This window comes from Flavobacterium mekongense (assembly GCF_047038255.1).
Taxonomy (GTDB): Bacteria; Bacteroidota; Bacteroidia; order Flavobacteriales; family Flavobacteriaceae; genus Flavobacterium; species Flavobacterium mekongense.
The window spans coordinates 1,805,625-1,831,731 of the sequence record NZ_CP174374.1; the positions used below are offsets into that span (position 1 = coordinate 1,805,625).

General features: G+C 38.1%; 21 protein-coding genes. 11 read left to right on the plus strand and 10 right to left on the minus strand.

The window, feature by feature from the left end:
* The first annotated feature begins 1 nt into the window (after window position 1).
* The gene (gene tilS, locus ACJG85_RS07775; protein ID WP_412476075.1) at window positions 2-1,312 is read left to right on the plus strand and encodes a tRNA lysidine(34) synthetase TilS; all 1,311 of its coding nucleotides are present in this window, start codon (window positions 2-4) and stop codon (window positions 1,310-1,312) included.
* Window positions 1,312-3,303, plus strand: a complete 1,992-nt coding sequence (locus ACJG85_RS07780) for a protein-disulfide reductase DsbD family protein (protein WP_412476076.1) — start codon at window positions 1,312-1,314, stop codon at window positions 3,301-3,303. Before tilS ends, ACJG85_RS07780 begins: the two co-directional genes overlap by 1 nt.
* A 30-nt stretch (window positions 3,304-3,333) precedes the next feature.
* Here ACJG85_RS07780 and ACJG85_RS07785 read toward each other — a convergent pair whose 3' ends face one another.
* Complete coding sequence (locus ACJG85_RS07785) at window positions 3,334-3,858, minus strand: hypothetical protein (RefSeq protein ID WP_412476077.1); 525 nt, start codon at window positions 3,856-3,858, stop codon at window positions 3,334-3,336.
* A 142-nt stretch (window positions 3,859-4,000) separates the two neighbouring features.
* Between ACJG85_RS07785 and ACJG85_RS07790 the strand changes: the two genes are divergently transcribed.
* Both ACJG85_RS07790 and ACJG85_RS07795 read left to right on the plus strand, forming a co-directional pair.
* Complete coding sequence (locus ACJG85_RS07790; protein WP_412476078.1) at window positions 4,001-6,331, plus strand: ATP-dependent helicase; 2,331 nt, start codon at window positions 4,001-4,003, stop codon at window positions 6,329-6,331.
* Between the two features lie 80 nt (window positions 6,332-6,411).
* Complete coding sequence (locus ACJG85_RS07795) at window positions 6,412-7,032, plus strand: L-threonylcarbamoyladenylate synthase (RefSeq protein ID WP_409681066.1); 621 nt, start codon at window positions 6,412-6,414, stop codon at window positions 7,030-7,032.
* A gap of 85 nt (window positions 7,033-7,117) precedes the next feature.
* Here the strand turns inward: ACJG85_RS07795 and ACJG85_RS07800 are convergent, their stop codons facing one another.
* The 4 genes from ACJG85_RS07800 to ACJG85_RS07815 form a co-directional block, all read right to left on the minus strand.
* Window positions 7,118-7,954 carry an OmpA/MotB family protein gene (locus ACJG85_RS07800; protein WP_409681063.1) on the minus strand — a complete coding sequence of 279 codons (837 nt, stop codon included), beginning with the start codon at window positions 7,952-7,954 and terminating at the stop codon, window positions 7,118-7,120.
* A gap of 81 nt (window positions 7,955-8,035) precedes the next feature.
* A complete protein-coding gene (locus ACJG85_RS07805) occupies window positions 8,036-9,025 on the minus strand; it encodes a glycosyltransferase family 2 protein (protein WP_412463772.1) in 990 nt (329 codons plus the stop codon).
* Between the two features lie 12 nt (window positions 9,026-9,037).
* Complete coding sequence (locus ACJG85_RS07810) at window positions 9,038-9,976, minus strand: hypothetical protein (RefSeq protein ID WP_409681057.1); 939 nt, start codon at window positions 9,974-9,976, stop codon at window positions 9,038-9,040.
* A 14-nt stretch (window positions 9,977-9,990) separates the two neighbouring features.
* Complete coding sequence (locus tag ACJG85_RS07815) at window positions 9,991-10,434, minus strand: type I restriction enzyme HsdR N-terminal domain-containing protein (protein WP_412463774.1); 444 nt, start codon at window positions 10,432-10,434, stop codon at window positions 9,991-9,993.
* Between the two features lie 53 nt (window positions 10,435-10,487).
* Here ACJG85_RS07815 and holA point away from each other — a divergent pair, with 53 nt between their 5' ends.
* From holA to ACJG85_RS07840, 5 genes are all read left to right on the plus strand, one after another.
* Entirely contained in the window at window positions 10,488-11,492 is a 1,005-nt protein-coding gene (gene holA, locus ACJG85_RS07820; RefSeq protein ID WP_409681051.1) for a DNA polymerase III subunit delta, read from the plus strand.
* 53 nt (window positions 11,493-11,545) lie between these two features.
* Window positions 11,546-12,820, plus strand: coding sequence for a metal-dependent hydrolase family protein (locus ACJG85_RS07825; protein WP_412476079.1), 1,275 nt, complete (start codon window positions 11,546-11,548; stop codon window positions 12,818-12,820).
* Between the two features lie 86 nt (window positions 12,821-12,906).
* Window positions 12,907-13,089 (plus strand): CAL67264 family membrane protein, encoded by a 183-nt coding sequence (locus ACJG85_RS07830; RefSeq protein ID WP_295336392.1) that lies wholly within the window; start codon window positions 12,907-12,909, stop codon window positions 13,087-13,089.
* Between the two features lie 51 nt (window positions 13,090-13,140).
* Window positions 13,141-14,835, plus strand: a complete 1,695-nt coding sequence (gene ettA, locus ACJG85_RS07835) for an energy-dependent translational throttle protein EttA (protein WP_409681046.1) — start codon at window positions 13,141-13,143, stop codon at window positions 14,833-14,835.
* A gap of 78 nt (window positions 14,836-14,913) precedes the next feature.
* Window positions 14,914-17,118, plus strand: a complete 2,205-nt coding sequence (locus ACJG85_RS07840) for a response regulator (protein WP_409681043.1) — start codon at window positions 14,914-14,916, stop codon at window positions 17,116-17,118.
* Here the strand turns inward: ACJG85_RS07840 and ACJG85_RS07845 are convergent.
* Together ACJG85_RS07845 and ACJG85_RS07850 are read right to left on the minus strand one after the other, a co-directional pair.
* Window positions 17,115-18,368 carry a DEAD/DEAH box helicase gene (locus tag ACJG85_RS07845; RefSeq protein ID WP_412463777.1) on the minus strand — a complete coding sequence of 418 codons (1,254 nt, stop codon included), beginning with the start codon at window positions 18,366-18,368 and terminating at the stop codon, window positions 17,115-17,117. The genes ACJG85_RS07840 and ACJG85_RS07845 overlap by 4 nt on opposite strands.
* 134 nt (window positions 18,369-18,502) lie before the next feature.
* The gene (locus ACJG85_RS07850) at window positions 18,503-19,540 is read right to left on the minus strand and encodes a formimidoylglutamase (RefSeq protein WP_409681123.1); all 1,038 of its coding nucleotides are present in this window, start codon (window positions 19,538-19,540) and stop codon (window positions 18,503-18,505) included.
* A gap of 97 nt (window positions 19,541-19,637) precedes the next feature.
* Here ACJG85_RS07850 and ACJG85_RS07855 point away from each other — a divergent pair, with 97 nt between their 5' ends.
* Entirely contained in the window at window positions 19,638-20,522 is an 885-nt protein-coding gene (locus ACJG85_RS07855; RefSeq protein ID WP_409681126.1) for a hypothetical protein, read from the plus strand.
* A gap of 51 nt (window positions 20,523-20,573) precedes the next feature.
* Here ACJG85_RS07855 and hutI read toward each other — a convergent pair whose 3' ends face one another.
* Window positions 20,574-21,812 (minus strand): imidazolonepropionase, encoded by a 1,239-nt coding sequence (gene hutI / locus ACJG85_RS07860; protein ID WP_412476080.1) that lies wholly within the window; start codon window positions 21,810-21,812, stop codon window positions 20,574-20,576.
* A 68-nt stretch (window positions 21,813-21,880) separates the two neighbouring features.
* On the opposite strand from hutI, the gene corA reads away from it, so the two are divergent.
* Window positions 21,881-22,951 carry a magnesium/cobalt transporter CorA gene (corA, locus tag ACJG85_RS07865; protein ID WP_409681131.1) on the plus strand — a complete coding sequence of 357 codons (1,071 nt, stop codon included), beginning with the start codon at window positions 21,881-21,883 and terminating at the stop codon, window positions 22,949-22,951.
* Here the strand turns inward: corA and nhaA are convergent.
* Entirely contained in the window at window positions 22,948-24,090 is a 1,143-nt protein-coding gene (gene nhaA, locus ACJG85_RS07870) for a Na+/H+ antiporter NhaA (RefSeq protein ID WP_412476081.1), read from the minus strand. The two genes, corA and nhaA, sit on opposite strands and share 4 nt — an antisense overlap.
* Before the next feature lie 65 nt (window positions 24,091-24,155).
* Window positions 24,156-26,099 carry an OmpA family protein gene (locus ACJG85_RS07875; protein WP_409681137.1) on the minus strand — a complete coding sequence of 648 codons (1,944 nt, stop codon included), beginning with the start codon at window positions 26,097-26,099 and terminating at the stop codon, window positions 24,156-24,158.
* Window positions 26,100-26,107: the final 8 nt, after the last annotated feature.

Consider the following 26,107-nt stretch of genomic DNA (forward strand, 5'->3'; position numbering starts at 1 on the left):
TATGTTCCAACTATTCCAAAACCACCTCAATACAAACCTTTCTTTTCTTAAAGGAAAGAAGTTATTATTGGCTGTCAGCGGTGGGATCGACAGTATGGTTTTGGTCCATCTTTGTCATCAATTGAATTTAGAATTTGCCATAGCGCATTGTAATTTTCAGTTGCGTGGCGTGGAAAGTAACGATGATGAAGCCTTTGTCAAATCGCATGCGGAAAAAATACAAGTTCCTGTTTTCATTGAAAGATTCGATACCCAAACTTTTGCCGACCGACATAAATTATCCATTCAAGTCGTGGCCCGAAACCTGCGCTACGAATGGTTTTATTCACTGCTAGCTAACCATAATTTTGATTACATCTTAACGGCGCATCATTTAGATGATAGTTTGGAAACTTTTCTAATCAATTTTACCCGCGGTTCAGGGATTGAAGGCTTAACCGGTATTCCGCAACAAAACGATAAGATTGTCAGACCGTTGCTGAATTTTTCCCGAAATGACATTGAAGTTTTTGCCCAAGATAATACTGTTGAATGGCGAGAAGACAGCAGTAATGCTACTGATAAATATTGGCGAAATAAATTGCGTCACGACGTGATTCCAGTTTTAAAAGAGCTCAATCCGAGTTTGTTAGCTTCATTCGAAAATACGGTTCTTCATTTGAAACAAACCCAATCTTTGGCCGAAGACGCTGTGAAAAGTTTGTATCTATCTGTTGTAACCGAGGAAGAGCATCACACACTAATTGATTTAAAAAAGTTACTGAAATACGCTAACTACAAGGCTTATTTATACGAATGGTTACGACCTTTTGGTTTTTCAGATTGGACAGCTGTATACGATTTGTTAGCAGCGCAATCGGGTAAGCAAGTCTTATCGGAATCGCATATTTTACTTAAAAACAGAGGCGTTTTACTCTTGTTTCCGAAGCAAACTACCATCAGTGAAGAAGTGTATTGGATTACCAAGGAACAAACCGACGTTAAAGTTCCCTTAAAAATGAACTTTTGTAACGTAAGTGACATTTCGAATCAAACGAGTAATGTTATCTTTGTCGATGAAGCTTTGTTGCAGTTTCCGTTAACCCTGCGTCGTTGGCAGGAAGGCGATGTTTTTCAGCCTTCCGGAATGACCGGTAAAAAGAAATTGAGCAAGTTTTTTAAAGACGAAAAATATTCGCTTTGGGATAAAGCCAACGCTTGGTTGCTTTGTTCCGACAATAAAATTGTTTGGATCGTAGGGAAAAGAGCCGATGAAAGGTTTAAAGCTACAGCCAACACCACTAAAATTTTAAAAATTAATTTCGAAGCCTAATGAAGAAAGTACTTTTTTTATTGCTGAGTTTTGTATCGCTATTTACTGCTCAAGCCCAAATCGTCAATCCGGTGAAATGGTCGAGCAGAGTAGAGAAAATTAGTGACACCGAGTTCAATTTGGTCATGGAAGCCAAGATTGATGACGATTGGCACGTGTATTCTCAGTTCACCCCTGAAAACGGCCCGTTGCCGGCGGAGTTTAAATTCAAAGACGCTAAAGGCAATTATGAGTTAATTGGTAAAGTCAAAGAAAGTCCGTATAAAAAACAATACAACGATGTTTTTGAAGTAGACGAATACTATTTCGAAAAGAAAGCTACGTTTACCCAAAAAATCAAGGTATCCAATCCGAATTTCACTGCGCTAAAAGCTTCTGTTGATTATCAGGTTTGTAAAGAAGTGTGCATCAATCAAGACAATACCTTTACGTTTCAATTGCCTAAAGTTACTATTGCAGAGACCGTTGCTACTCCCGAAGTAACAGATACTATTTCAGTAGATACAGCACAAATAGCGGCTCAAGAATCAACTCTGACTAAGGCAGCAACACCGGTAAATTCCAAACCGGAAGAGCAAAAGGGTTTGTTGACCATTTTCTTTTTAGCCTTTTTGGGCGGTTTAGCAGCTTTGTTAACGCCTTGTGTGTTTCCAATGATTCCAATGACCGTTAGCTTTTTCACCAAACACAGTGGAACCCGACAAAAAGGAATTGCTAATGCTATTTTTTACGGGATTTCCATCATTTTAATTTATGTGGTTCTCGGACTAATCATAGTAGGTGTTTTTGGTGCCGAAGCTTTAAATGCGTTGTCTACCGGAGTGGCTTTTAATATTATTTTCTTCATTATTCTGGTGTTTTTTGCCTTCTCATTTTTGGGTGCTTTCGAAATCATGTTGCCTAATTCTTGGGCGAATAAAGTTGACCGACAAGCGGGGAAATCAGGCGTTGTTGCCATCTTTTTCATGGCACTGGCTTTGGCTATAGTTTCGTTTTCTTGTACCGGTCCAATTGTTGGAACTTTACTGGTAGAATCGGCTTCTAAAGGCGGCATCGCCCCAATAGTCGGAATGCTGGGTTTCTCCTCAGCCATTGCCTTACCATTTATGCTGTTTGCCTTATTCCCAACTTGGTTGAATTCCTTGCCAAAATCAGGCGGATGGATGAACTCAGTTAAAGTATCATTGGGCTTTTTGGAGTTGGCTTTTGCCTTTAAATTTTTATCTAATGCCGATTTGGTGTTGCAATTGCATTTGTTGGAAAGAGAAGTCTTCTTAGCCATTTGGATTGCTATTTTCGGCGCTTGGGCTTTGTATTTATTCGGAAAAATTACTTTACCGCATGACAGTCCGTCAACCCATATTTCAGTAGGAAGATTGTCTCTGGCTTTATTGGTTTTATCTTTTACCGTATACATGATTCCCGGGTTATTTGGCGCACCGCTAAAATTAATTTCGGCATTCCCGCCACCGCAAACCTATAGTGAAAGCCCAAGAGGTTTTTTAGGCACAGCGGTTGCAACTTCAAAAAGCGACTTACCCGATGGCGCCAAAGTAGGTGAACACGGTATCATAACTTTCACCGATTACGACAAAGGTTTGGCTTACGCCAAAGAGGTAAATAAACCAGTGATGTTAGATTTTACCGGGTTTGCTTGTGTGAATTGCCGCAAAATGGAAATCAATGTTTGGTCGGATGAAAAAGTGCTGAGTGTACTCAAAAACGACGTGGTGTTAATTTCACTGTATGTAGATGACAAACGTGAATTGCCTAAAGACCAACAATATGTTTCCAAAGAAACCGGAAAGGAAGTAGTTACCATTGGCAACAAATGGACCGATTTTATCATCACCCGCTACAAAACAAACACGCAACCTTATTACGTTTTAACCGATTTAAAAGAGCAAAAGCTTAATGAACCAATAAGTTACACTCCAAACATAGACGACTATTTAGCTTGGCTAAAAGAGGGTATTTCTAAATTCAAATAAAAAAAGCCCCGAATGATTCGGGGCTTTTTTTTATCCTAAAATTTCACTGACTTCACTTTTCAAAAAGGCGAGAGCTACATTAGTTGCAACATCGTCTTGCAATAAGTTACTCAAGATTTTTTCTCTCAACTCATCTGCAGTTTTGACACTATCATCAGCAGTAGCTTTTCTAATGTTTTGAATGATAGTGTTTTTGGCAGTGATAATCATTGTCCAACATTCATCGGAAATATACACTTGTTGCGTTAAATTATGCTCAAATTCTTGGTCGATATGGCGAATGATGAGGTTTTGGTATTCTTCTTTGTTCGTGCCTAACGGCGCCACACGAATCAACAATTTAGCCGGATTAATACGCTCTAAAAACAAAGCCATGCGCTCATAAGCTTGCAGTCGTAACGGCAAAGCTTGTTTTTGATTTTCTTTCTGCAACAACCAACGACGCGTATGTTGTTGGTCTTTAAAATAACTGTTAAACAAATAATACGCTACACCACCGGTTATAATAGACGGAACAGTGTACATCAATAATTCGAGGATTTTATCTGTATTCATAGAATTAAGTGCTGAAAATTGTTGACAAATATAATAGAAATACGCCATAATCTGTATTGCAATTCAGCATAAGTAACCTTAAATTTGTCCTTTATGATTATTAGCCTTAGTGCCTCAGAACCTTAGCAACTTAGTACCTGAAATGCAACAATATATTGCCCAACTTAACGAAGCCCAACAAGCACCGGTTTTTCAAAAAGACGGTCCAATGATTATTATTGCCGGCGCCGGTTCGGGGAAAACACGTGTTTTAACGGTTCGTATTTCCTATTTGATGAGTTTAGGCGTGGACGCTTTTAATATTTTGGCCTTAACCTTTACCAACAAAGCCGCGCGTGAAATGAAAAAGCGTATTGCCGATATTGTGGGAAATAACGAAGCCAAGAATCTTTGGATGGGAACGTTTCACTCGGTGTTTGCCAAAATTTTACGCATCGAAGCAGAGAAATTGGGTTATCCGTCGAACTTTACCATTTACGATACCCAAGATAGCGTGCGCTTGATTTCGGCCATCATCAAAGAAATGCAATTGGACAAAGACATTTACAAGCCCAAACAGGTGTATGGTCGCATTTCATCTTATAAAAACTCTTTGATTACCGTAAAAGCTTATTTCAATAATCCGGAACTAATGGAAGCCGATGCGATGAGTAAAAAACCACGTATGGGCGAAATTTATCAAAATTATGTAGAGCGTTGTTTCAAAAGCGGCGCGATGGATTTTGACGATTTATTGCTTAAAACCAATGAATTGCTCAACCGTTTTCCGGATGTGTTGGCCAAGTATCAAGACCGATTCCGATACATTTTGGTTGATGAGTACCAAGACACCAACCATTCACAATACTTGATTGTTCGCGCTTTATCTGACAGATTCCAGAATATTTGCGTAGTAGGCGATGATGCGCAGAGTATTTATGCGTTTCGTGGTGCCAATATCAACAACATTCTCAATTTCCAGAAAGATTACGATAATGTAAAAACCTATCGATTGGAGCAAAACTACCGTTCAACTAAGAATATAGTGGAAGCCGCCAATTCGATCATCGATAAAAATAAAACCAAACTCGATAAAGTGGTATGGACTGCGAACGATTTTGGTCCGAAAATTAAAGTCCACAGCAGCATAACCGACGGAGAAGAAGGCCGATTTGTAGCCGGTGAAATTTTCGAGCAAAAAATGCGCAACCAACTCATGAACGGTCAGTTTGCCATTTTGTACCGAACCAACGCCCAATCCCGAGCCATTGAAGATGCTTTGCGCAAGCGCGATATTCCGTATCGCATTTACGGCGGTTTGTCTTTCTACCAAAGAAAAGAAATTAAAGATGTACTGAGTTATTTACGCTTGGTTATCAATCCGAAAGACGAGGAAGCTTTGGTGCGTGTTATCAATTATCCGGCGCGCGGTATTGGAGATACCACGGTTGAAAAATTAACTGTTGCGGCCAATCACTACAAGCGTTCCATTTTTGAAGTAATGGAGCACATTGATAAAATCGATTTAAAACTCAACGCCGGAACCAAGCAAAAGTTGCAGGATTTTGTTACGATGATTAAGAGTTTTCAAGTCATTAACGAGCAACAAGACGCTTTTGTGTTGACCGAGCACGTAGCCAAAAAAACCGGTTTGATTCAGGAACTCAAAAAAGACGCTACACCCGAAGGTATCGCTCGTATCGAAAACATCGAAACCTTAATGGGCGGGATTAAAGATTTTATTGAAGGACAGAAGGAAGTCGACGGCGCCCGCGGTGCTTTATCTGAATTCTTAGAAGATGTAGCCTTGGCCACCGATTTAGACAACGACACCGGCGATGACGACCGTGTGGCTTTGATGACCATTCACTTGGCCAAAGGACTTGAATTCCCGTATGTGTTTGTGGTTGGTATGGAAGAAGATTTGTTCCCGAGCGCCATGAGTTTAAACACCCGTAGCGAATTGGAAGAAGAACGCCGCTTGTTTTACGTGGCCTTAACGCGTGCCGAACACCAAGCGTATCTGACTTACGCACAATCACGCTATCGTTGGGGCAAACTCACCGATGCCGAACCATCCCGTTTTATTGAAGAAATAGACGATCAATATCTGGAATACATCAATCCGATGGATCGCGGTGGTTACACTTACAAGCCAACTATCGATTTGGATATTTTTGGTGATATCGACAAATCAAAATTGCGATTGTCTAAACCTGTAGCCGGTATTCCGCCTAAAAACTATGGAGAAGAATCGTCAACTTCCGCTAATATTCGTAAATTGAAACCGGTTTCGGGCTCAGCACCGGCAGCCGGGAACCTATTTGATAACAAATTAGCGGTAGGTAATGTTGTGATGCACGAACGCTTCGGTAAAGGAGAAATCGTTAATATGGAAGGCGTTGGTGCCGACAGAAAAGCAGAAATCAAGTTTGAAGTTGGCGGCATCAAAAAATTGTTGTTGCGCTTTGCCAAACTTGATGTTATAGGATAAATACAGGTTTCAAGTTTCATGTTTCAGGTTGTTTTTGTTAACTCGAAACTCGAAACTTGGAACAAAAATAACTTGAAAATATGGCCGAGTTCATTAAAATATACGAAGACAAACCCAGCGAGGCAGCCATTAAAAAAGTAGTGGAAGTGCTGCGTGACGGTGGTTTGGTTATTTATCCAACAGATACCGTTTACGGTTTGGGTTGCGACATTACCAATTCCAGAGCTTTGGAACGCATCGCTAAAATCAAAGGAATAAAATTGGAAAAAGCTAATTTTTCGTTCGTGTGTTACGATTTGAGTAATTTATCGGATTACGTTCGTCAGATTGATACAACCACTTTTAAAATTTTGAAGAGAACACTTCCTGGGCCATATACTTTTATTCTTCCGGGGAATAACGATTTGCCAAAAGAATTCCGTAAAAAGAAAACAGTCGGTATTCGTGTGCCGGATAACAATATAGCTCGAGAGATAGTAAAAATGTTGGGTAATCCTATCGTTTCTACTTCTATCCACGATGAAGATGAGGTTTTGGAATATTCTACCGATCCGGAATTAATTTTTGAAAAATGGCAAAACAAAGTCGATTTGGTTATCGACGGCGGTTATGGCGATAATGTTGGCTCCACTATCATCGATTTATCCGGTTATGAACCCATAGTGGTGCGTGAAGGCAAAGGCGATCCAGATATTTTTTAATAAGTAAGGTTAGAAATAATTAATAAAAAAATCCCGATTTTCTGTCGGGACTTTTTTATTAGTTATCATTTACTATGTAATGAAATTATTGTTTCTGCTCTTTCATTTCTTTCTCAATCATCTCGTAGAACTCATCAATTTTCGGTAAAATAACGATACGAGTTCTTCTGTTGATGGAACGATTGGTTGCTGAGTTGTTTTCCACCAATGGGATATATTCTCCACGTCCGGCAGCAATTAACTGTTTCGGATTTACTTTCAAATCTTTAGTCAACACTCTTACAATAGCTGTGGAGCGTTTTACACTCAAATCCCAGTTGTCTAAAAGCACTGCGTTTCCGGTAAACGGCACATTATCGGTATGGCCTTCCACCATACATTCAAAGGTTGGTTTGTCATTAATTACTTTAGCTACTTTGGCTAAAACTTCTTTGGCTTTGTCACTTACAACATAGCTTCCGCTTTTAAACAATAACTTGTCGGCAATAGAGATAAAAACAACCCCTTTGTCAACATTCACTTCGATATCCGGGTCGGAAATTCCAACAGAGCTTTTTAAACTGGTTACCAAAGCTAAAGTCACACTGTCTTTGCGAGTAAGGGCATCTTGCAAACGAGAGATTTTCAAATCCTTTTCTTTTAAGCTTTCCAAAGATTTTTCTAAGTTTTGCGCACCTTTAGAAGTAAGCATGGTCAATTCTTTTTGATTGTTAATCAAATCGGAATTGTTTTGTTTCAGATACTCATTTTGTTTGGATAACGCCTCTTTTTCTGAAAGACACAAATTTAATTTAACAGTAGTTGAATTTAATAAGTCTTGACATTCTTTGTTTTGAGCTTCTAAAGCGGCAATTTTTTTCTTGGTTCCGCAAGAAGTCAGTGTCAATGTGGCTAATGAAAGGGCAAAAATCACTTTTCTCATAAGTCTGGGATTAAAATTTTAACAAAAGTACGACTATTTTAAATTTTGTCAATTGAAAGGAATGATAAACTCTTGTTAAAATCAAGGTTCAAAAACCTTGCCGTTCTTGACAAAGTACTGATAAACGATACTATTGTTATGGTAATAATCGGACCTTGCTATGCTGTTGCGCTTTTTTAAGGTTTTGTTAATCAGGCTGTAAAAAGCAAAATGCGCTTTAATAATGGCCCAACAATGTTTGAATTTTCCCTTCAACATAAATTGAATACCGGCCAATCCGTCTAAACACAATCGGATAAAAAGCCATAAAAACAACTTATTTTCGGGTAAATTTTTGGTCAACATCAGTAATGAGTTCCTGAAATTCAGAAAAGTTTTTCTGGGATTACCTTCGTTTAAGGTAGCACCACCTACATGATACACCACCGATTTAGAAGTATATTTGGCTTTAAATCCTAAATTAAAAGCGCGCCAACACAAATCGATTTCTTCCTGATGGGCAAAGAAATCGTCGTCAAAACCATTCAGTTTTCTGTAAATATCTTTTCGGATGAAAAAACAGGCACCACTAGCCCAAAAAATGTCAATATCATCATTGTACTGCCCATGATCTTTTTCAATGGTGTCAAAAATTCTCCCGCGACAGTAAGGATAACCGAATTGGTCTATATAACCACCGGCAGCCCCGGCATATTCAAAGTAGGCTTTGTTTTTGTAATCTAAAATTTTGGGTTGGATGATACCGATTTCAGGCTCATTATCAAATATTGACAGAATAGGAGTGAGCCAATTTTCAGTAACTTCTACATCAGAATTCACTAAGGCATAGTAGGCTTCTTCCACTTGTTTCAAAGCCACATTATAACCTTTGGCAAAACCATAGTTTCCATCGTTTTGGATAATGGTAACTTCAGGAAATTTCGATTGGATAACTGCTATTGAATTATCAGTCGAAGCATTGTCGGCCACATATATTTTAGCTTCTTCGGAATAGGCAACAACCGAGGGCAGAAACTGTTCTAACAATTTTGTGCCGTTCCAATTTAAAATGACAACTGCTATTTTTTTCAAGGTGTTTTGGTGTTAGGGTTCATTCGGAATGACAACGGGTTGAATATTCAGCGTTTTTTTAACCCATTTGTCGAGTGCTTCGTAATCCGGATTTGAATCGACTTGTGCTAAAAAGGCTTTGATAGTTTTGGTGGTTCTTGAGTTAGGATTTTTACTCATAAATCGCTTGAATTCAGCATTAATCTCCGTTTCCAAGTTTCCATCTGAATAGTTTACAGTTCTGGTGTTTTCTTTACCCATCAAATAATCATAACAATATTCCTTATACAAAGTAGAGGCAGTTTCGAATAACGGACTTTTAGGATATTGAATCATGAATTTTTCCCAGGTCAGTACTCGGTCACCAAGATCTTTAGGACTGATTAATATGCCGGCATCTGCGCTGTAAAGAACGGTGTTTTCTTTGGCTTCATTTTTTAAAAAGTACTCATAATCAGTTGTTACTTTCCCTTTAAACATATTGTAGTAATGATAAGGTTTGTATCGAATTTCCACAAAACCTTCACCGATTTCCCAAAATTCTAACTCTGTTTTTTTAAACAAATCAACATGCTGTTGCAGTGAATCCGGAAAAATATATTGGTCTTTTTCGTGTTCGTAGTAGTTGGTATAAATCGCTAAGAAATCGGCTTCCAATTCGTTAAAATTTTTAATGCGATTTTCCATATTTTCAACGTATTCTTCGTATATTTCATTGCCTTGACTTTTGTTAGTAGCTTTTGACAATTTGTTTAGAAAATATTCCTCAAGATTTCCCATTGACCATATGGAGTAGTCTACTTTTTTAAGTAAGGTTTCTTTGGTTCCCGAAGTAGTGGTATCTACTGTGGTTTCCGAGTAAACAGTGTCTGTTTTTATGGATTCGTTCTTTTTGGGAGTGATTTCTTTTTTACAAGAAATAACCATGAACGGTAAAGCGAATAAGAAGTATGATTTTCTCAGCAGTATCATTTTAAGATATTTTTTTAATGGAATTCCGGTAGTTCCTTAAGAAAAATATACTTTTCTTCTTCCAGATTCATTTCGCAAAAGTAATGATTTACTCCGTTGGTTACCATCAAGTAGTCAGCGTTCAATTTTAGGTTGTACCGCGCAATTTGATCGAAGGTTTGTTGGCTTATAGTGACCTCGGGCGCTTTGCATTCTACTAACAAAAACAATTCACCGTTAGGTTTAAAAACTACAATGTCATACCGCTTTTTTGTACCGTTTACAGTTATTGTTTTTTCAACATTGAGGTAGGACTTGGGGTACTTTTTATCAATCAACAAAAACCGAATGGTGTGCTGACGAACCCATTCCTCAGGAGTGAGGATGATAAACTTTTTCCTGATATCATCAAAAATAGACACTTTATTTTCACTATTTTTGAAGCGAAACGAATAGTCAGGGAAATTCAATTTTTGCATTTCACGAAGTTACTGTCAATAAAGCAAAATACCAACAACTAAACCAACTTATTTTGGACGAAGTAGTAAAGATTCTTAACGACATAAAAGCCGGAAACATCAAGCCCATTTATTTTTTAATGGGAGAAGAACCTTATTACATTGACCGTATTACAGAGTATTTGGAAAATAATTTGTTGTCGGAAGATGAAAAAGGATTCAACCAAGTTGTACTTTACGGACGCGACACTACTGTAGATGAAATTGTGGCCAATGCCAAACGCTTTCCTATGATGGCAGAGCGACAAGTAGTGATTGTAAAAGAAGCCCAAGAGTTGGCTAAAACCATCGATAAGTTGGAAGCCTATGCCCAAAACCCTCAGCCATCTACCGTGTTGGTATTGGCATACAAATACAAAACATTAGACAAACGAAAAAAGGTAACCAAGACACTGGAAAAACACGGATTGGTTTATGAAAGTAAGAAAATGTACGAAAACCAAGTCGGTCAATGGATTAATCGGGTTTTACAAGGCAGAGGTTATACTATTGAACCCAAAGCCAATGCTATGTTGGTAGCTTTTTTAGGAAACGATTTGAGTCGAATTGCCAATGAGCTTAACAAGCTTGAGATTATATTGCCCCAAGGAAGTACTATTACTCCGAATCATATTGAAGAAAATATCGGATTCAGCAAGGACTTCAATGTTTTCGAATTCCGAAAAGCCATAGGAGAAGGTAATAAGGCCAAAGCCCATCAAATAGCAACTTATTTTGCCCAAAATCAGAAAGAGAATCCAATGGTGTTGGTCAACGGTCAGGTGTTTTCCTTTTTTTCAGCCTTGCTTCAATACCATGGTTTAAAAGACAAATCACCGGCTAATGTAGCCAAAGTCCTCAAAGTGAATCCTTATTTTGTAAACGATTATATAGAGGCTTCCAAAAGATTTCCAATGCGAAAAGTCAGCGGTATTGTTGCGGCCTTGCGAGATATTGATGTTAAAAGTAAAGGTGTAGGCGCAGCCAATTTAAATGATGCTGAACTCTACAAAGAAATGCTTTTGAATATTTTTAAATAAATAACCGGATTTTTCCGAGTTCATATAACCACTATCCAAATAACCAACCATTTATGAAAAAAATAATACTGTTTTGTTCCTTGTTGCTGGTGCTGATGGCCAACGGACAAGAGACCTACATTTATTGCGGTAAATTAATTGATACTAAAGCCGGAAAAGTACTTACCAATAAAACCATAGTGGTGAGCAACAAGATCATCAAGAGTATAGAAGACGGATTTATTGTACCTACTGCAAATGACACCAAAATAATTGATTTAAAAGCCAAAACCGTTATGCCGGGGTGGATTGATATGCATGTGCATTTGGAAAGCGAAACCAGTCCTACCGCTTATCTTGAACGATTTACCCTCAACGATGCTGATGTAGCCTACAACGCAGAAGTATTAGCCAAAACTACACTAATGGCTGGGTTTACCACCGTTCGTGATTTAGGAGGGACAGGCGTTAACGTCTCATTGAGAAACGCTATCAACAAAGGTTTAGTAGTTGGTCCCCGAATTTTCACTGCCGAAAAATCCATAGCCACTACCGGTGGTCATGCCGATCCGACAAGCGGTTTCAAAAAAGAATTGATGGGCAATCCGGGGCCGAAAGAAGGTGTCGTCAATAGTATTGATGAAGCCAAACAAGCTGTTCGTCAACGCTATAAAAATGGTGCCGATTGGATTAAAATCACTGCAACCGGTGGTGTGTTGAGTGTTGCCAAAAGTGGTTCCAATCCTCAATTTACGGAAGAAGAAATTACTGCCATTGTAAGTACTGCCAAAGATTACGGAATGAAAGTAGCCGCCCACGCTCATGGCGATGAAGGCATGCAGCGCGCCGTAAAATGCGGTGTAAAAACCATTGAGCACGGTACCGAAATGAGCGAGGCTACTATGGAATTAATGATTAAAAACGATGCTTATCTGGTTCCAACCATCACCGCCGGAAAAGCTGTGGCTGAAAATGCTTTAAAACCAGATTACTATCCAGCTATAGTAGTGCCTAAAGCTTTAGCTATTGGACCGCGAATTCAGTCAACTTTTGCTAAAGCCTATAAAAAAGGGGTTCCCATTGCTTTCGGCACCGATGCAGGAGTGTTTGAGCACGGACAAAATGCTAAAGAATTTATTTATATGACTGAAGCCGGAATGCCGTTTATGAAAGTGCTTCAAGCGGCTACAGTTACCAATGCCATGTTATTGGATATGGATAAAAAAATAGGGGTTATTGAACCCGGATATTTAGCAGATATCGTCGCAACAGAGGAAGATCCTACACTCAATGTTAAAGCCGTCCTTAAGGTAGTATTTGTGATGAAAGAAGGTGTGATTTACAAATAAAGTTTATTACCCATAAACAGTTATTTCTTGACCAGTATTTTATAAAATTTAACGATATTTGTCGACCAAAATAAAACCACTAAATTATGGCAATGAATAAAAATACAGTATTAGGCTGGGCTACCTTTATAATGATTATCATGGGGCTTATTTTAATCGGTCTTGGTGTATATCGCTATGCTGATGTAGCCGGTTGGGGATTTGGAGCAGTTGGGGTTGGTTTTTTAGCCAACGCTTGGGTTTTCAGTTCCCTTAAAGGCCGCGTGTAATTGAAAAAGTCAGGAAGTTTTTAATACAATAATAACATAACAAACAATACTATGTCAGATGATAAGAAAGTGATTTTCTCCATGCAACGTGTGAGTAAATCCTATCAAGGAAGCGATAAGCAAGTTTTAAAAAACATCTATTTGAGTTTCTTTTACGGAGCTAAAATCGGAATCTTAGGTTTGAACGGTTCCGGGAAGTCTTCATTGTTGCGCATTATAGCCGGAGTGGACAAAAACTACCAAGGTGATGTGGTTTTTCAACCGGGTTACACCGTTGGTTACTTAGAGCAAGAACCACAACTGGACGAGAGCAAAACAGTAATCGAAGTAGTTCGTGAAGGAGTAGCCGAAACCATGGCCATCTTGGATGAGTTCAATAAAATTAACGATATGTTCGGGTTGCCGGAAGTATATGAGGATGCCGATAAAATGCAAAAACTAATGGACAGACAAGCTGAGTTGCAAGACAAAATTGATGCAGCCGGAGCTTGGGAAATCGATAATAAATTAGAAGTAGCTATGGATGCGCTACGCACGCCGGAAGGCGATATGCCAATCAGTGTATTGTCGGGTGGAGAAAAAAGAAGGGTTGCCCTTTGTCGTCTTTTGTTGCAACAGCCAGATGTATTGTTGTTAGACGAACCTACCAACCACTTGGATGCGGAAAGCGTTCTTTGGTTAGAGCAACATTTAGCGCAATATGCCGGAACCGTAATTGCCGTAACACACGACCGTTATTTCTTAGACAATGTTGCCGGTTGGATTTTAGAATTGGACAGAGGAGAAGGGATTCCATGGAAAGGCAATTATTCTTCTTGGTTGGATCAAAAATCAAAACGATTAGAGCAAGAAGAAAAAGTAGCCTCTAAGAGAAGGAAAACATTAGAACGCGAGTTAGAATGGGTTCGTCAAGGTGCAAAAGGTAGACAAACCAAGCAAAAGGCTCGTTTGCAGAATTATGACAAACTCTTAAATGAAGATCAAAAAGTACTCGACGAGAAATTAGAAATTTACATTCCTAATGGTCCAAGATTAGGTACTAATGTAATCGAAGCCAAAGGAGTAGCCAAAGCGTTCGGCGATAAATTGTTGTATGACAATTTAAACTTTACTTTACCACAAGCGGGAATTGTTGGAATTATAGGGCCTAATGGTGCCGGAAAGTCTACAATTTTCCGAATGATTATGGGTGAAGAAAAACCAGACGCCGGTGAGTTTACTATAGGCGATACTGTAAAAATTGCTTATGTCGATCAAACCCATGCTAATATCGATCCTAATAAATCCATCTGGGAAAACTTCTGTGATGGCCAAGAATTAATTATGATGGGTGGCAGACAAGTAAATTCCAGAGCTTATTTGTCTCGTTTTAATTTTGGCGGAAGTGATCAAAACAAAAAAGTAGCAACCCTTTCCGGAGGAGAACGCAATCGCTTGCATTTGGCGATGACCTTGAAAGAAGAAGGAAACGTATTGTTGCTCGATGAGCCTACCAACGACTTGGATGTAAACACTTTGAGAGCTTTGGAAGAAGGGTTGGAGAATTTTGCAGGATGTGCCGTAGTGATTAGTCACGACCGTTGGTTCTTAGACCGAATTTGTACGCATATTTTAGCCTTCGAAGGCAACTCGGAAGTGTACTATTTTGAAGGTGGTTTCTCGGAATACGAAGAAAACAAGAAAAAGCGATTGGGTGCTGATGCAACTCCTAAGCGAATTAAATATAGAAAGTTGATTAGGAATTAACAATTAACTTATAAAATCCTGATTTATCAGGATTTTTTTTTGAAAAAAACTTTATATTTGAGCATCTTAACTAACCCAATGAATAAGAACAAACTAATCAGTTTGCTCGTTTTGCTTTTGTTTTCAATTGGAGTAACCCAAGCTCAAAAAGTTGAAAAAGAAAAGGCAGCGATAGAAAAATTACTCAATTTGGCTGTTGCTGATTTTAGCGACGCCAGATACGACCGTGCTTTGGATTATTCAAAGCAAGCTTTGGTACGTTCTTTTGCCATTGATGATCACCTGCTCATTACACAATCCTACAACACTATCGGAGCCATCTTTAATGAGTGCTCGGAATCGGGTAAAGCAATAGAGTTTTACAATAAAGCATTAGCCTATAATGAGAAAGTAGGCAATGACAAAATGTACAATTGGATTTACAGCAATCTGGGCAGTGTGTATTATTTCAATGAAATTGATATTCCCAAAGGGATTAATTATTATAAAAAAGCATTGCCTTATGCTATTAAGAACAAAGATACAGTTCAAATTCAGTTCACTAAGCTTAATTTGGCCAGTGCCTATTTTGCTCTCGAACAGTACGATTTAGGCAATCAGCAAATCAACGATATTAAAGATCAAATTATTGCTAAAGGAGACGAAGAGTCCAAAATGTCTTTGTTCCATTTGTTAGGGATTTACGCCAGTAATAACAATGAAAAAGAAAAAGGAGAGACTTATTTTAAAGCGGCTGAAAAAATAGCGAAAGAAAATGGCTTCGATACTTTTTTGGCCAACATTTATGAGAATTTTGTACGACATTATACTTTGCATAAAGAGGTTGATAAGGCCAATATTTTCCAACAAAAATTAGACTCACTGAACAAGGTGTTGTACTCGACTGAAAAAATTGATAATTTAAAAAATGCAGCCAATCAGTTAGAGCTTCAAGAGTATAAAATTCAATTGGAAAAAATTGAAAATCAAAATGATAAAAATGAAAAAAATCTCAAAGAATCAAAACTCATTGTTATTCTTTTCATTGTTATTTTAATCATATTATTGTTGTTACTCTTAACTTTATACAAGAACGTAAAGTTGAGAGAACAAGCCAATCAAGAGCTTACTATAGCTAACGAAGCTTTAAAAGAAGCCAAAGAAAAAGCTGAGGAAGCCTCTCAGTTGAAGTCTCAGTTTGTATCTACCATTACGCACGAATTGCGCACTCCACTGTATGGTGTAATCGGTATCACTAACATCATTACAGATGAACACCGGGAACTGGCCAATAGTCCGCATTTAAAATCACTTAAGTTTTCGGCCAAATACTTGTTGTCTTTGGTAAATGATATTCTGCAAATCAATAAAATAGAGGAGAAGCGAGTGGTCTTGGAGAATTTAATTTTCAATCTTACCGATGAAATCACGACCATTCAAAACTCGGTGGAATACATAGCTGAAAAGAACAATGACAAATTAATTGTGGAAATCGATACTGCCATTCCCGAGTTTTTGATTGGTGATAAACTGCGACTTTCTCAAATCATCATGAACTTGGTCAGCAATGCCTTAAAATTTACCAAAAACGGAGAAGTAGCTCTGACCGCCGATTTGAAAAAAGTGGTGGATAAAACTTATTATATAGAGTTTAAAGTAAGAGACACCGGTATCGGAATTGCCAAGGAAGACCAAGCCAAAATCTTTGAAAAGTTCGTACAGATAGAGCGCAAAGAAGAAGACTATCAAGGCACCGGTTTAGGTTTGTCAATTGTTTCTCGTTTGGTTCAATTGTTCAATAGCGAAATCCATTTAGAGAGCGAAGAAAATGTTGGGACTACTTTCTACTTTACTATAGGATTTGAATATGATGAAGAGAAATCCCGTGAAATCATCAACAATATTGAAGTGGATTTATCCGATAGCCATTTGTATAACATTTTAGTTGTAGAAGACAATAAAATCAACCAAATGGTCACTAAAAAAATCATCCAGAGCAACAGCATGAGTTGTACTATAGTAGATGATGGTTATGCCGCCATAGTAGCCTTAGAAAGAGAAAGATTTGACTTGATATTGATGGATATCAATATGCCGCTAATCAACGGATTTGATACTACTCGAAAAATCAGGGAGAAAGGCATAGATATTCCGGTTATTGCCTTAACCGCATTCGACAAACAAGAAGTGACGGAAGAAGCCATTTCTGCCGGAATGAATGACATTATGGTCAAACCGTTTGAACCTTCAAAACTATTTCAAGTCATCAGTAATAATGTAAAAAACAGAGAAAGCGTTGATTAATACCAACGCTTTTTATTTTTCTTAGAGGCTTCCGACTTTCTCGACTTATTTTCGCCGTTTGGTTTCTTTTTGTTTCTTAAATCGGGTTTAGCATCCGGATTAGGAATGGTTTCTTTCCACGGAAAAGGATGGTCTTTGATGGTTTTTACATTAACCTTAATCAATTTCAAAATATCTTTCCAATAAACTTCTTCATCTTTGCCACAGAAAGAAATCGAAATTCCGCCATTACCGGCTCGTCCGGTTCTACCAATACGGTGCACATAGGTTTCCGGAATATTAGGCAAATCGAAGTTGATAACATAAGGCAAACTTTCAATATCAATACCGCGTGCTGCAATATCTGTAGCCACTAAAACCGAAATATCTTTGCTTTTAAATTGGTCTAAAACGCGTTGGCGAGCGGTTTGCGATTTGTCGCCGTGAATGGCTTCGGCATTAACGCCGTTTTTCTTCAAGGCTTTCACTACATTATCAGCACCGTGTTTGGTTCGGACAAATACCAAAACATTGCTCAAATTTTGATTGCGGATCAAATGATACAACAAGCCGCGTTTGTTTTCTTTTTCTACAAAATATACTTGTTGCTCTATTATTTCGGCTGTAGAAGAAACAGGTGTAACCGAAACGTATTCCGGTTTATTCAAGAAAGTATCCGCTAATTCGCGAATTGCCATCGGCATAGTAGCCGAAAACAATAAAGTTTGTCTGTTGGTAGGAACCAATTTCACAATCTTTCGCACGTCGTTAATAAAGCCCATATCGAGCATTAAATCGGATTCATCCAATACTAAAAAGTGCAAATGGTCAAAATCTAAAAAACCTTGTTTGTGTAAGTCTAATAACCTGCCGGGTGTGGCAATTAAAATGTCGACGCCTTTTTTCAATTGGTCTACTTGCGGCACTTGAGACACACCACCAAAAATGGTTAGCTGTCTTAAGTTGGTGTATTTGCCGTAAGTATCAAAACTTTCTCCTATTTGAACGGCTAACTCACGAGTGGGTGTTACCACTAAACAACGAATTTGTTTCGTTTTTTTAGACGACCCAACCATTCGGTGAAGATGGTGTATGATGGGAATTGCAAATGCTGCGGTTTTTCCTGTACCGGTTTGGGCACAGCCTACTAAGTCTTTTCCTGATAAAACAATCGGAATGGCTTTTTCCTGTATGGGCGTAGGGTTGGTGTATCCTTCTTCAAAAACGGCTCTTTGAATACTTTTGGATAATGATAAATCTTCGAATAACATAAAATTTGTTTGCCATTAATTGCAAACCGCCACAAAGATAGCGTTTTATTAGTTAGGAGTTCAATGTTTCAAGTTTCGGGTTGCGAGTTTGGGTTTCTGAATGAACTTTGAACTCGCAACTTTGAACTCGAAATTTATATAAGTTCTTTTCTGGCTTTGATGAAATCGGTGACCAAGTAGCCTATTAGTTTTCCGATTAAATGATTGTTTTTTGCTTCGCCTAATTCGGGTGCGCCTTCGCAAATGTGAAGATAGGCTGCGTTTTTATTCTTCCCAAAGAAGTACACAAACTGCCGTAATTCCTCTATAGAAAATCCGCTCATAGTCATAGCACTGCTGGCAATGTTAGGCAAGGCATCCAAATCAATTTCAATGCCGTAAGCGTCGTTTTTAATAAAGTCGTAGGCTGTATTTAACTCTTGTTGGAAGTTTTTTTGTTGTCTGACTTTAATTTCGTCATAAGTATTGAAGTTTACTCGATCTTCCATTTTTTTCAAGATGTCGAGTACATTTTTGGAAGTATAGTTTTCGTGTAGTCCGAAGATAAAGTACTTTTTAAGAAAGCCTTCTTCATAAGCATAAGAGAAACCGTTACCGCTGTGTCTTCCTTCCAAAATTCTGAAATCCGAATGGGCATCAAAATTTACAGCATTTATTGGTTTTCCCAAACCCAAGGCCGTTCCTTTGATATTGCCGTATGCATTGTTGTGTCCTCCGCCAATTACAATGGGTGTTTTACCGCACTTGATGATTGAAGTGATTACATGAACCACTTCTTTGTCAATTCTTTCCACCAAAGTACTCAATAATTTTCTGTCGGCTGTTTTGTGAAAATCCAAGTCTTTGGCTTCTTCCATTTCTTTGGAAATATCAATCTTCCCCAAAACCACTATTTGACTGCCTTTGCAAAAACGATTGTGTTGGATGTTGGCTATACTGCTAATGGCACTTTGCCAAGCAGAAGCTGCTCCCGGCCGGCCGAAATTGGCTCTGATGCCAACGTCTTCGGGTATTCCTAATAGTACATATTTGGCTTCACAATTTTTGAGAAAGGTCATGCAATTTTCGCCTTTCGGGATGGTCAGCATTTTTTCGCCAAACTTTACTTCGCCACTTCGGTGGTTGGTAACTTTGGCCAAATCGGTCATGGTAAAAGGAATGATACGTTCCATTTTGGTGTTAAATATTTCTCAAAAATATAATATAATGGGGAATTTCACGTTACTATGTTAAATATTATTACTTTTGCTCTAATTAAATCTATAACCTATGGAAAATCAAAACGGTAACTCTAAATTAAAAGCAATTATTGCAATACTGGCTATTTTATTAGTAGGTAGTTTGGTTTATATTTTTAAACTAACCTCTGATGCAAAGACACTTGAAACCACAATTGTTGAGACAAAATCTGAGAAAGAAAGTGTTTTAAAAGACCTGGAAGCTTTAAAGGCCTCTTACGATGAAGCTATTGCTGAAAACACTACGATGTCTGATGAATTAATAGCGGAAAGAGAGAAAGTAGCTAAGTTAATTGCAGAGTTAAAAACTTCCAAAGGAGACAATGCTTCATTGCAGAAATATAAAACGCAATACAAAGCTTTAGAGCAAAAAATGAGAAATTTGATGCAAGAAGTGGAAGTGTTGAAAGCTCAAAACCAAACTTTGACCACTAACTTAGACAGCACCACTGTAGTTTTAGAAAATTCAAAAAAATACAATCAGGTATTGGTTGGTCAAAATGAAGAGTTGGCTAAAACGGTTGAAAAAGGTCAGAAATTAACGGTGACCAATTTAAAAACGGCCGCTTATAAACAAAGAAGCTCAGGCAAACAAATTGAGACTGATAAAGCCAGTAGAGCCGATTTACTTCAAATCAGTTTTACTATTGCGGAGAACAAAATTGCTAAATCCGGCGATAAAGTTTACTATGTACAAGTAATAGATGCAAAAAATAACGTATTGGGAGATAAAGCCACTGTTACATTTGGAGATACTTCATTGACTTACAGCTTTACAACCACTGTAAAATATGAAAACAAAACAGTTGACGTTAAAGAGCAATTACCGGGTAAGGATTTTGCCAAAGGAACTTACTTTGTAAATGTATTCGACAAAGGCGAGTTGGTTTCTAAAAGCAGTTTCTCTTTGAGATAATCAATTCTGAAAACTATAAACTAAAGTCCTTCGTTTACTCGGAGGACTTTTTTATGACATTAATTGGCCATTTAAAATAATTAACTCGACCGGATTGCTACCAAAGGCATACGGAATTTCATAGAAAGAATTCAGCGGTTTTGTAATAATCAGATTGGCTTTTTTACCCACCGTAATACTACCGTGTGTAGCTGATAATCCCATAGCATAAGCGCCGTTGATGGTTGCCGCATTGATCGCTTCTTCGGGAGTCATTTTCATTTTGATACAAGCCGTTGCTACTACAAAATTCATATTCCCTGACGGCGTAGTTCCCGGATTGAAATCGGTTGCCAAAGCCAAGGGCAAACCTGCATTTAGCATTTGTCGTGCCGGTGTATAAGGAATACTGATGAAGAACGAACAGCTTGGCAATGCTACTGGCATGGTTTCGGTATTTTTTAAAGCTTCTATATCTTCTTCGGTTACAATTTCCAAATGATCTACCGAAAGTGCATTATGCTTCACGCAAGCTGCTATTCCGTCAATCGCAGTAAATTGGTTCACGTGAATTTTGGCACGCAAGCCATATTGTTTACCGGCTTCCATAATACGTTCGGTTTCGGCCACCGAAAAATATCCGGTTTCCAAGAAAGCATCAATGTAATCTGCCAGATTTTCTTCGGCAATTTTAGGCAGCATTTCATTGATAATAATGTCGATATAAGCCGAATGGTTTTCTTTGTATTCTGTTGGAAAAGCGTGTGCCCCGAGGAAAGTCGACTTAATAGCAATCGGATAATCTTGGGCTAATCTTTTAATCACACGCAACATTTTCAGTTCGCCTTCCACAGTCAAACCATAACCCGATTTGATTTCGATAGCACCTGTACCTTGATGCATTACTTCTTCTAAACGCTTCTTCGATTGTTGGTAAATTTCGGCTTCAGAGGTTTCATTCAATCGCTTAGCCGAATTTAAAATACCACCACCGCGATTGGCAATTTCTTCATATGATAAACCGTTAATGCGATCCACAAATTCTTGCTCGCGATTACCGGCATAAACAAGATGTGTATGACTGTCACACCAAGAAGGCAGTATCATTTTTCCGGTGGCATCGATGGTTTTTTCCGGATTGAGTTTAGGGCAATTTTCCATTGAACCGAATGCGGCTATCGTATCATCTTCTATCAGGAGAAAAGCATTTTTTATCGAGGGTAAAACGGCCATGTCACTGCCGGAAACTTTATCAATTGGGGTTTCACGAACTTGCAGTAATTCTTTGATATTGATAATTAGCGTTTGCATGCGTTGATTTTTGGTAAAAATAGTTTGAAAAAACTAAATATGATTAATTTTAGACAAATTTAGAAGCCGTGAGAAAAATTAAATACAAAAAAGGGAGAAAAGTGCAGCCTACTTTTTTAGACTACACCGGTGTGCACAAACATATCAAAACGGAAATGCAACTGTTCGTTTATGATACGAACGATTTGACTGAGTTTAAAGAGTTTTCTACGGCTCAATTGGTAAAGTGCATGGCATCGGATAAAGTGAATTGGCTCAACATACACGGACTCAATGATACAGATATTATTAAGTCGGTTGGTGATTTTTTGCAGGTCGACAATTTTATGCTGGGCGATATTTTGAATACCACCAAAAGGACCAAATTAGATGAATACCACGATGTGTTGTTCTTCAATATTAAATCGTTGTTGCCGGTAGAAAACACTGATAATATTGCCGTTGAGCAGATTAGTTTTTTGTTGAAAAACGGTATTTTGGTTTCGTTTCAAGAAAAGAGAAGTGACTTTTTTACCCATATTCGCGAACGCATTCGAACGCACTCAGGGATAGTTCGAGATAAGAAAGCCGACTATTTATTGTATTTGCTTTTAGATGCCGTGATGGAGAATTTTTACATCACCATAGAGAATGAAGAAGATAGAGTAGAGGAATTGATAAATCTCTCTAAAACCAGTACCAGTCCCGAAATATTAGAACAAATTGAAAAGCATCGGGACAATTTTAACTTTTTGAAGCGTTCGATAATTCCGTTGCGCGATTCGTTGTATTCTATTAAAAGCATTAAAGATGATAATGTGTTTAATACGATTGAACACGATAACTATAGTTTCTTTTCGCGTTTGCACCAAAAGTGTTTGGAGTTGTTGGAGCAAATTGAATACGATTTGACTTCACTCGACAGTGCCTCTAATTTTTATTTCTCTGCCCAAAATCAGAAGATGAATCAGGTGATGAAAACGCTAACCGTGGTTTCGGTATTTTTTATGCCGTTGACGTTCATAGTTGGTATTTATGGGATGAATTTCGATAACATGCCCGAGTTGCACTGGCATTACGGGTACTTTTTAGTATTGGCCTTTATGTTGCTTTTGCTGTTGGGTATGATTTTTTATTTCAAAAAGAAAAAGTGGTATTAAGCTTTGGGCAATTTTAAAATGGCCTTTAAGTAGAGTAACCCGATAACGGCTGCTATCAAAGAAGAAACTAAAATCATAATTTTAGCATTATCGATGTGTTCACCGTCGGAAAAGGCGAGTAGCGTGATAAAGATTGACATAGTAAAACCAATGCCTCCTAAACAGCTTGCTCCTAAAACAGATTTCCAATTTAAATCGCCGGGTAGCCGACTAATTTTGAGTTTTACTGACATAAAACTGAGTAGCATAATACCGAGAGGTTTTCCAACAATCAAACCTAAAGCAATACCTAAGGTATAGTGGTGATTGAAGGCATAATGCCAATCTGAGTTAAGCACTATGGCCGTATTGGCTAAAGCAAATAAAGGTAAAATAATAAAAGCAACAGGTTTGTGCAGAAAGTGTTGTAAGATATAGGAAGTTGATTTTTCATCACCGTTCCCAAAGGGGATGGCAAAAGCCAAAAGCACTCCGGTAATGGTAGCGTGTACACCAGAATTCAGCATAAAATACCACATGATTACTCCGCAGACTAAATAGGGAATAAGATTTCTTACTTTGAGTCGGTTTAAAACCAAGAGAAAAGCAAATATGCCTAAGGCTATGAAAAGGTTGGTCCAAACCAAACCTTTGGAATAAAATATTGCTATAATTAAAATGGCACCCAAATCGTCTATTACTGCTAGGGCTGTTAAGAAAACTTTTAAAGAAACCGGAACACGATTGCCCAGTAGAGATAAAATTCCCAAAGCAAAAGCGATGTCGGTAGCCATAGGAATTCCGGCTCCTGATTGCGTATCCGTTCCGTAGTTTAAGAATAAGTATAAACCGGCCGGAACCAACATACCACCAACCGCAGCAAATATGGGTAAAAGCGCATTTTTTAGGTTAGATAATTCACCGGCATAAACTTCTCTTTCCAATTCCAAACCGATTAACAAAAAGAAGATGGTCATTAAACCATCATTAATCCAATGTTCAAAAGAATGGTTCCCGACTTGGTAGTGCCAAAGGTGAAGGTATTGTTCGCTCCATACAGAGTTGGTTAAGAATAGGGAAAGTAGGGTACAAGCTATAAGTACAAATCCGCCGGCTCTTTCGCTTTCAAAAAAGTCCTTGAATAGTTTGGTAATCTTCATACTTCAAAGATAAAAAAAAAGCACCCGATTTGGGTGCTTTTTTTTATTTGTATTGGGAAATTTGATTACAAACTTGTAATTACAAATTCACTTCTTCTGTTCAACTGATGTTCTTCTTCAGTACATTGAACACCGTCGGCACATTTGTTAACCAATTCAGTTTCGCCTAAACCTTCAGAAGTTAAACGATCGGCAGCAATACCGTTTTTGATTAACCAATCTTTGGTAGATTTAGCTCTTCTCTCAGACAATTTTTTGTTGTAAGCATGAGAAGCGCGACTGTCGGTATGTGAACGAATGTTGATTTTCATTGATGGATTTTGGTTCAATACATCTAACAATTTAGCCAAATCAACTGCGGCATCAGGACGAATGTTCCATTTGTCTAAGTCGAAGTAAATAATGTTGATTTTGAAACAATCGGCTAAGTCATCACCAATTTTAACACGACAAGTTTTGGTTTTTAACTCGATGTTCAATTCGGTTTTTCCGGTTTCAGAACCAATGATTACCGCCGGCTCTTTGGTTTCGTAGTCTTCAACAGAAGTATTTACGTAGTATTTTTTTCCACATTCTACTTCGGTGAATTCGTATTTACCTTGCGCATCAGAAACAGTTTCTTTTACTTTATTGAATTTCTCATCCATCAATACCAATTTGGCATTAGGAAGCGGTGCTTTAGTATCTTCATCTGTTACCACTCCGAATAAGATTTGGTCGCAGAAGATAGGTTTGGTTTCTAAGAATTTATAAATATCATCGCTTCCTTGTCCGCCATCGCGATTAGAACTCAAGAAACCTCTTTTGGTTTTAGTGTTGATGATAAAACCAAAATCATCTTTTGAACTGTTTCCTTCCTCACCAATGTTTAGCGGTGCTTTAAATTTACCGTTATCACTTGGAATACGGGTAACAAAGATATCCAAACCACCTAAGCCCGGTTGACCGTCTGAAGCAAAGTACAATTCATTGTCATCAGAAATGAACGGATAAGTTTCTCTTCCTTCGGTGTTGATTGTATTGCCTAAGTTTTCAGGAGTTCCGAAACTTCCGTCTTCGTTAATTTTTACCCTGAATAAGTCAGATAAACCATGAGTTCCCGGCATATCAGAAGCAAAGTACAAGGTCTTTTCGTCCGGAGATAGCGCAGGGTGTGCTGTTTGATAGCTGTCACTGTTAAATGGTAACGCAGTAATATTTACCCATTTACCTTCAGCATCTAAGTTAGCTCTGTAGATTTTAAGTAATGTTACTTTATTTGCGTCAAAGCCTCTGTCGTCTAGATAGTTGTTACGAGTGAAATATACGGTTTTTCCATCTTTAGTAAAGGCAGGCGTGTCTTCGTGGTATTTGGTGTTGATTTTTTTACCAAATTTATCTACACCGCTCAATGAACCGTCTTCGCCTAAAGCAGAACTGTACAAGTTAGTAAAGTACTGTCCGGTCCAAGTGTGAATCCTTTTTGAAAAGTTTCCGGTGTCACGAGCAGAGGTGAAAATCACTTTATCTCCCATATAAGCCGGGCCGTAATCTGAATATTTAGAGTTGATTCCGGCATTTTCAATTTTATAACGTCCGGAATTCTTTTTGATAACTTCTAGATAGTTTTTGTTCTTATTGAAGAGTTCTTCTCTACTGTCATTACCGCTTTTTTCACCAAATTTGGCCATCATAGCATCTGACTTAGTGTAATCTTTTACAGCTCTCAATGTTTGGGCATATCGATAATAGAATTCAGCTTCTTGATCCGGATTGGTTGCGTATAGTTCGTCATACCATTTATTAGCCTTTTCTAACTCGGCATTGAAATAGTAAGCGTTACCAATCTTAAGCAACATATCGGGCGATTTGTATCCTTTTTCATAGATACGCTCATAAGTTTTGATGGCATCGATATAGGCGTATTTATCATACTCCTTATTTCCCTTTACTTCTTTTTTTCCAACTTGCGAATAACTGTTCACAGCCGCGAAAGTCAATAGTACTAAGTATATAATTTTATTTTTCATAATCGTTG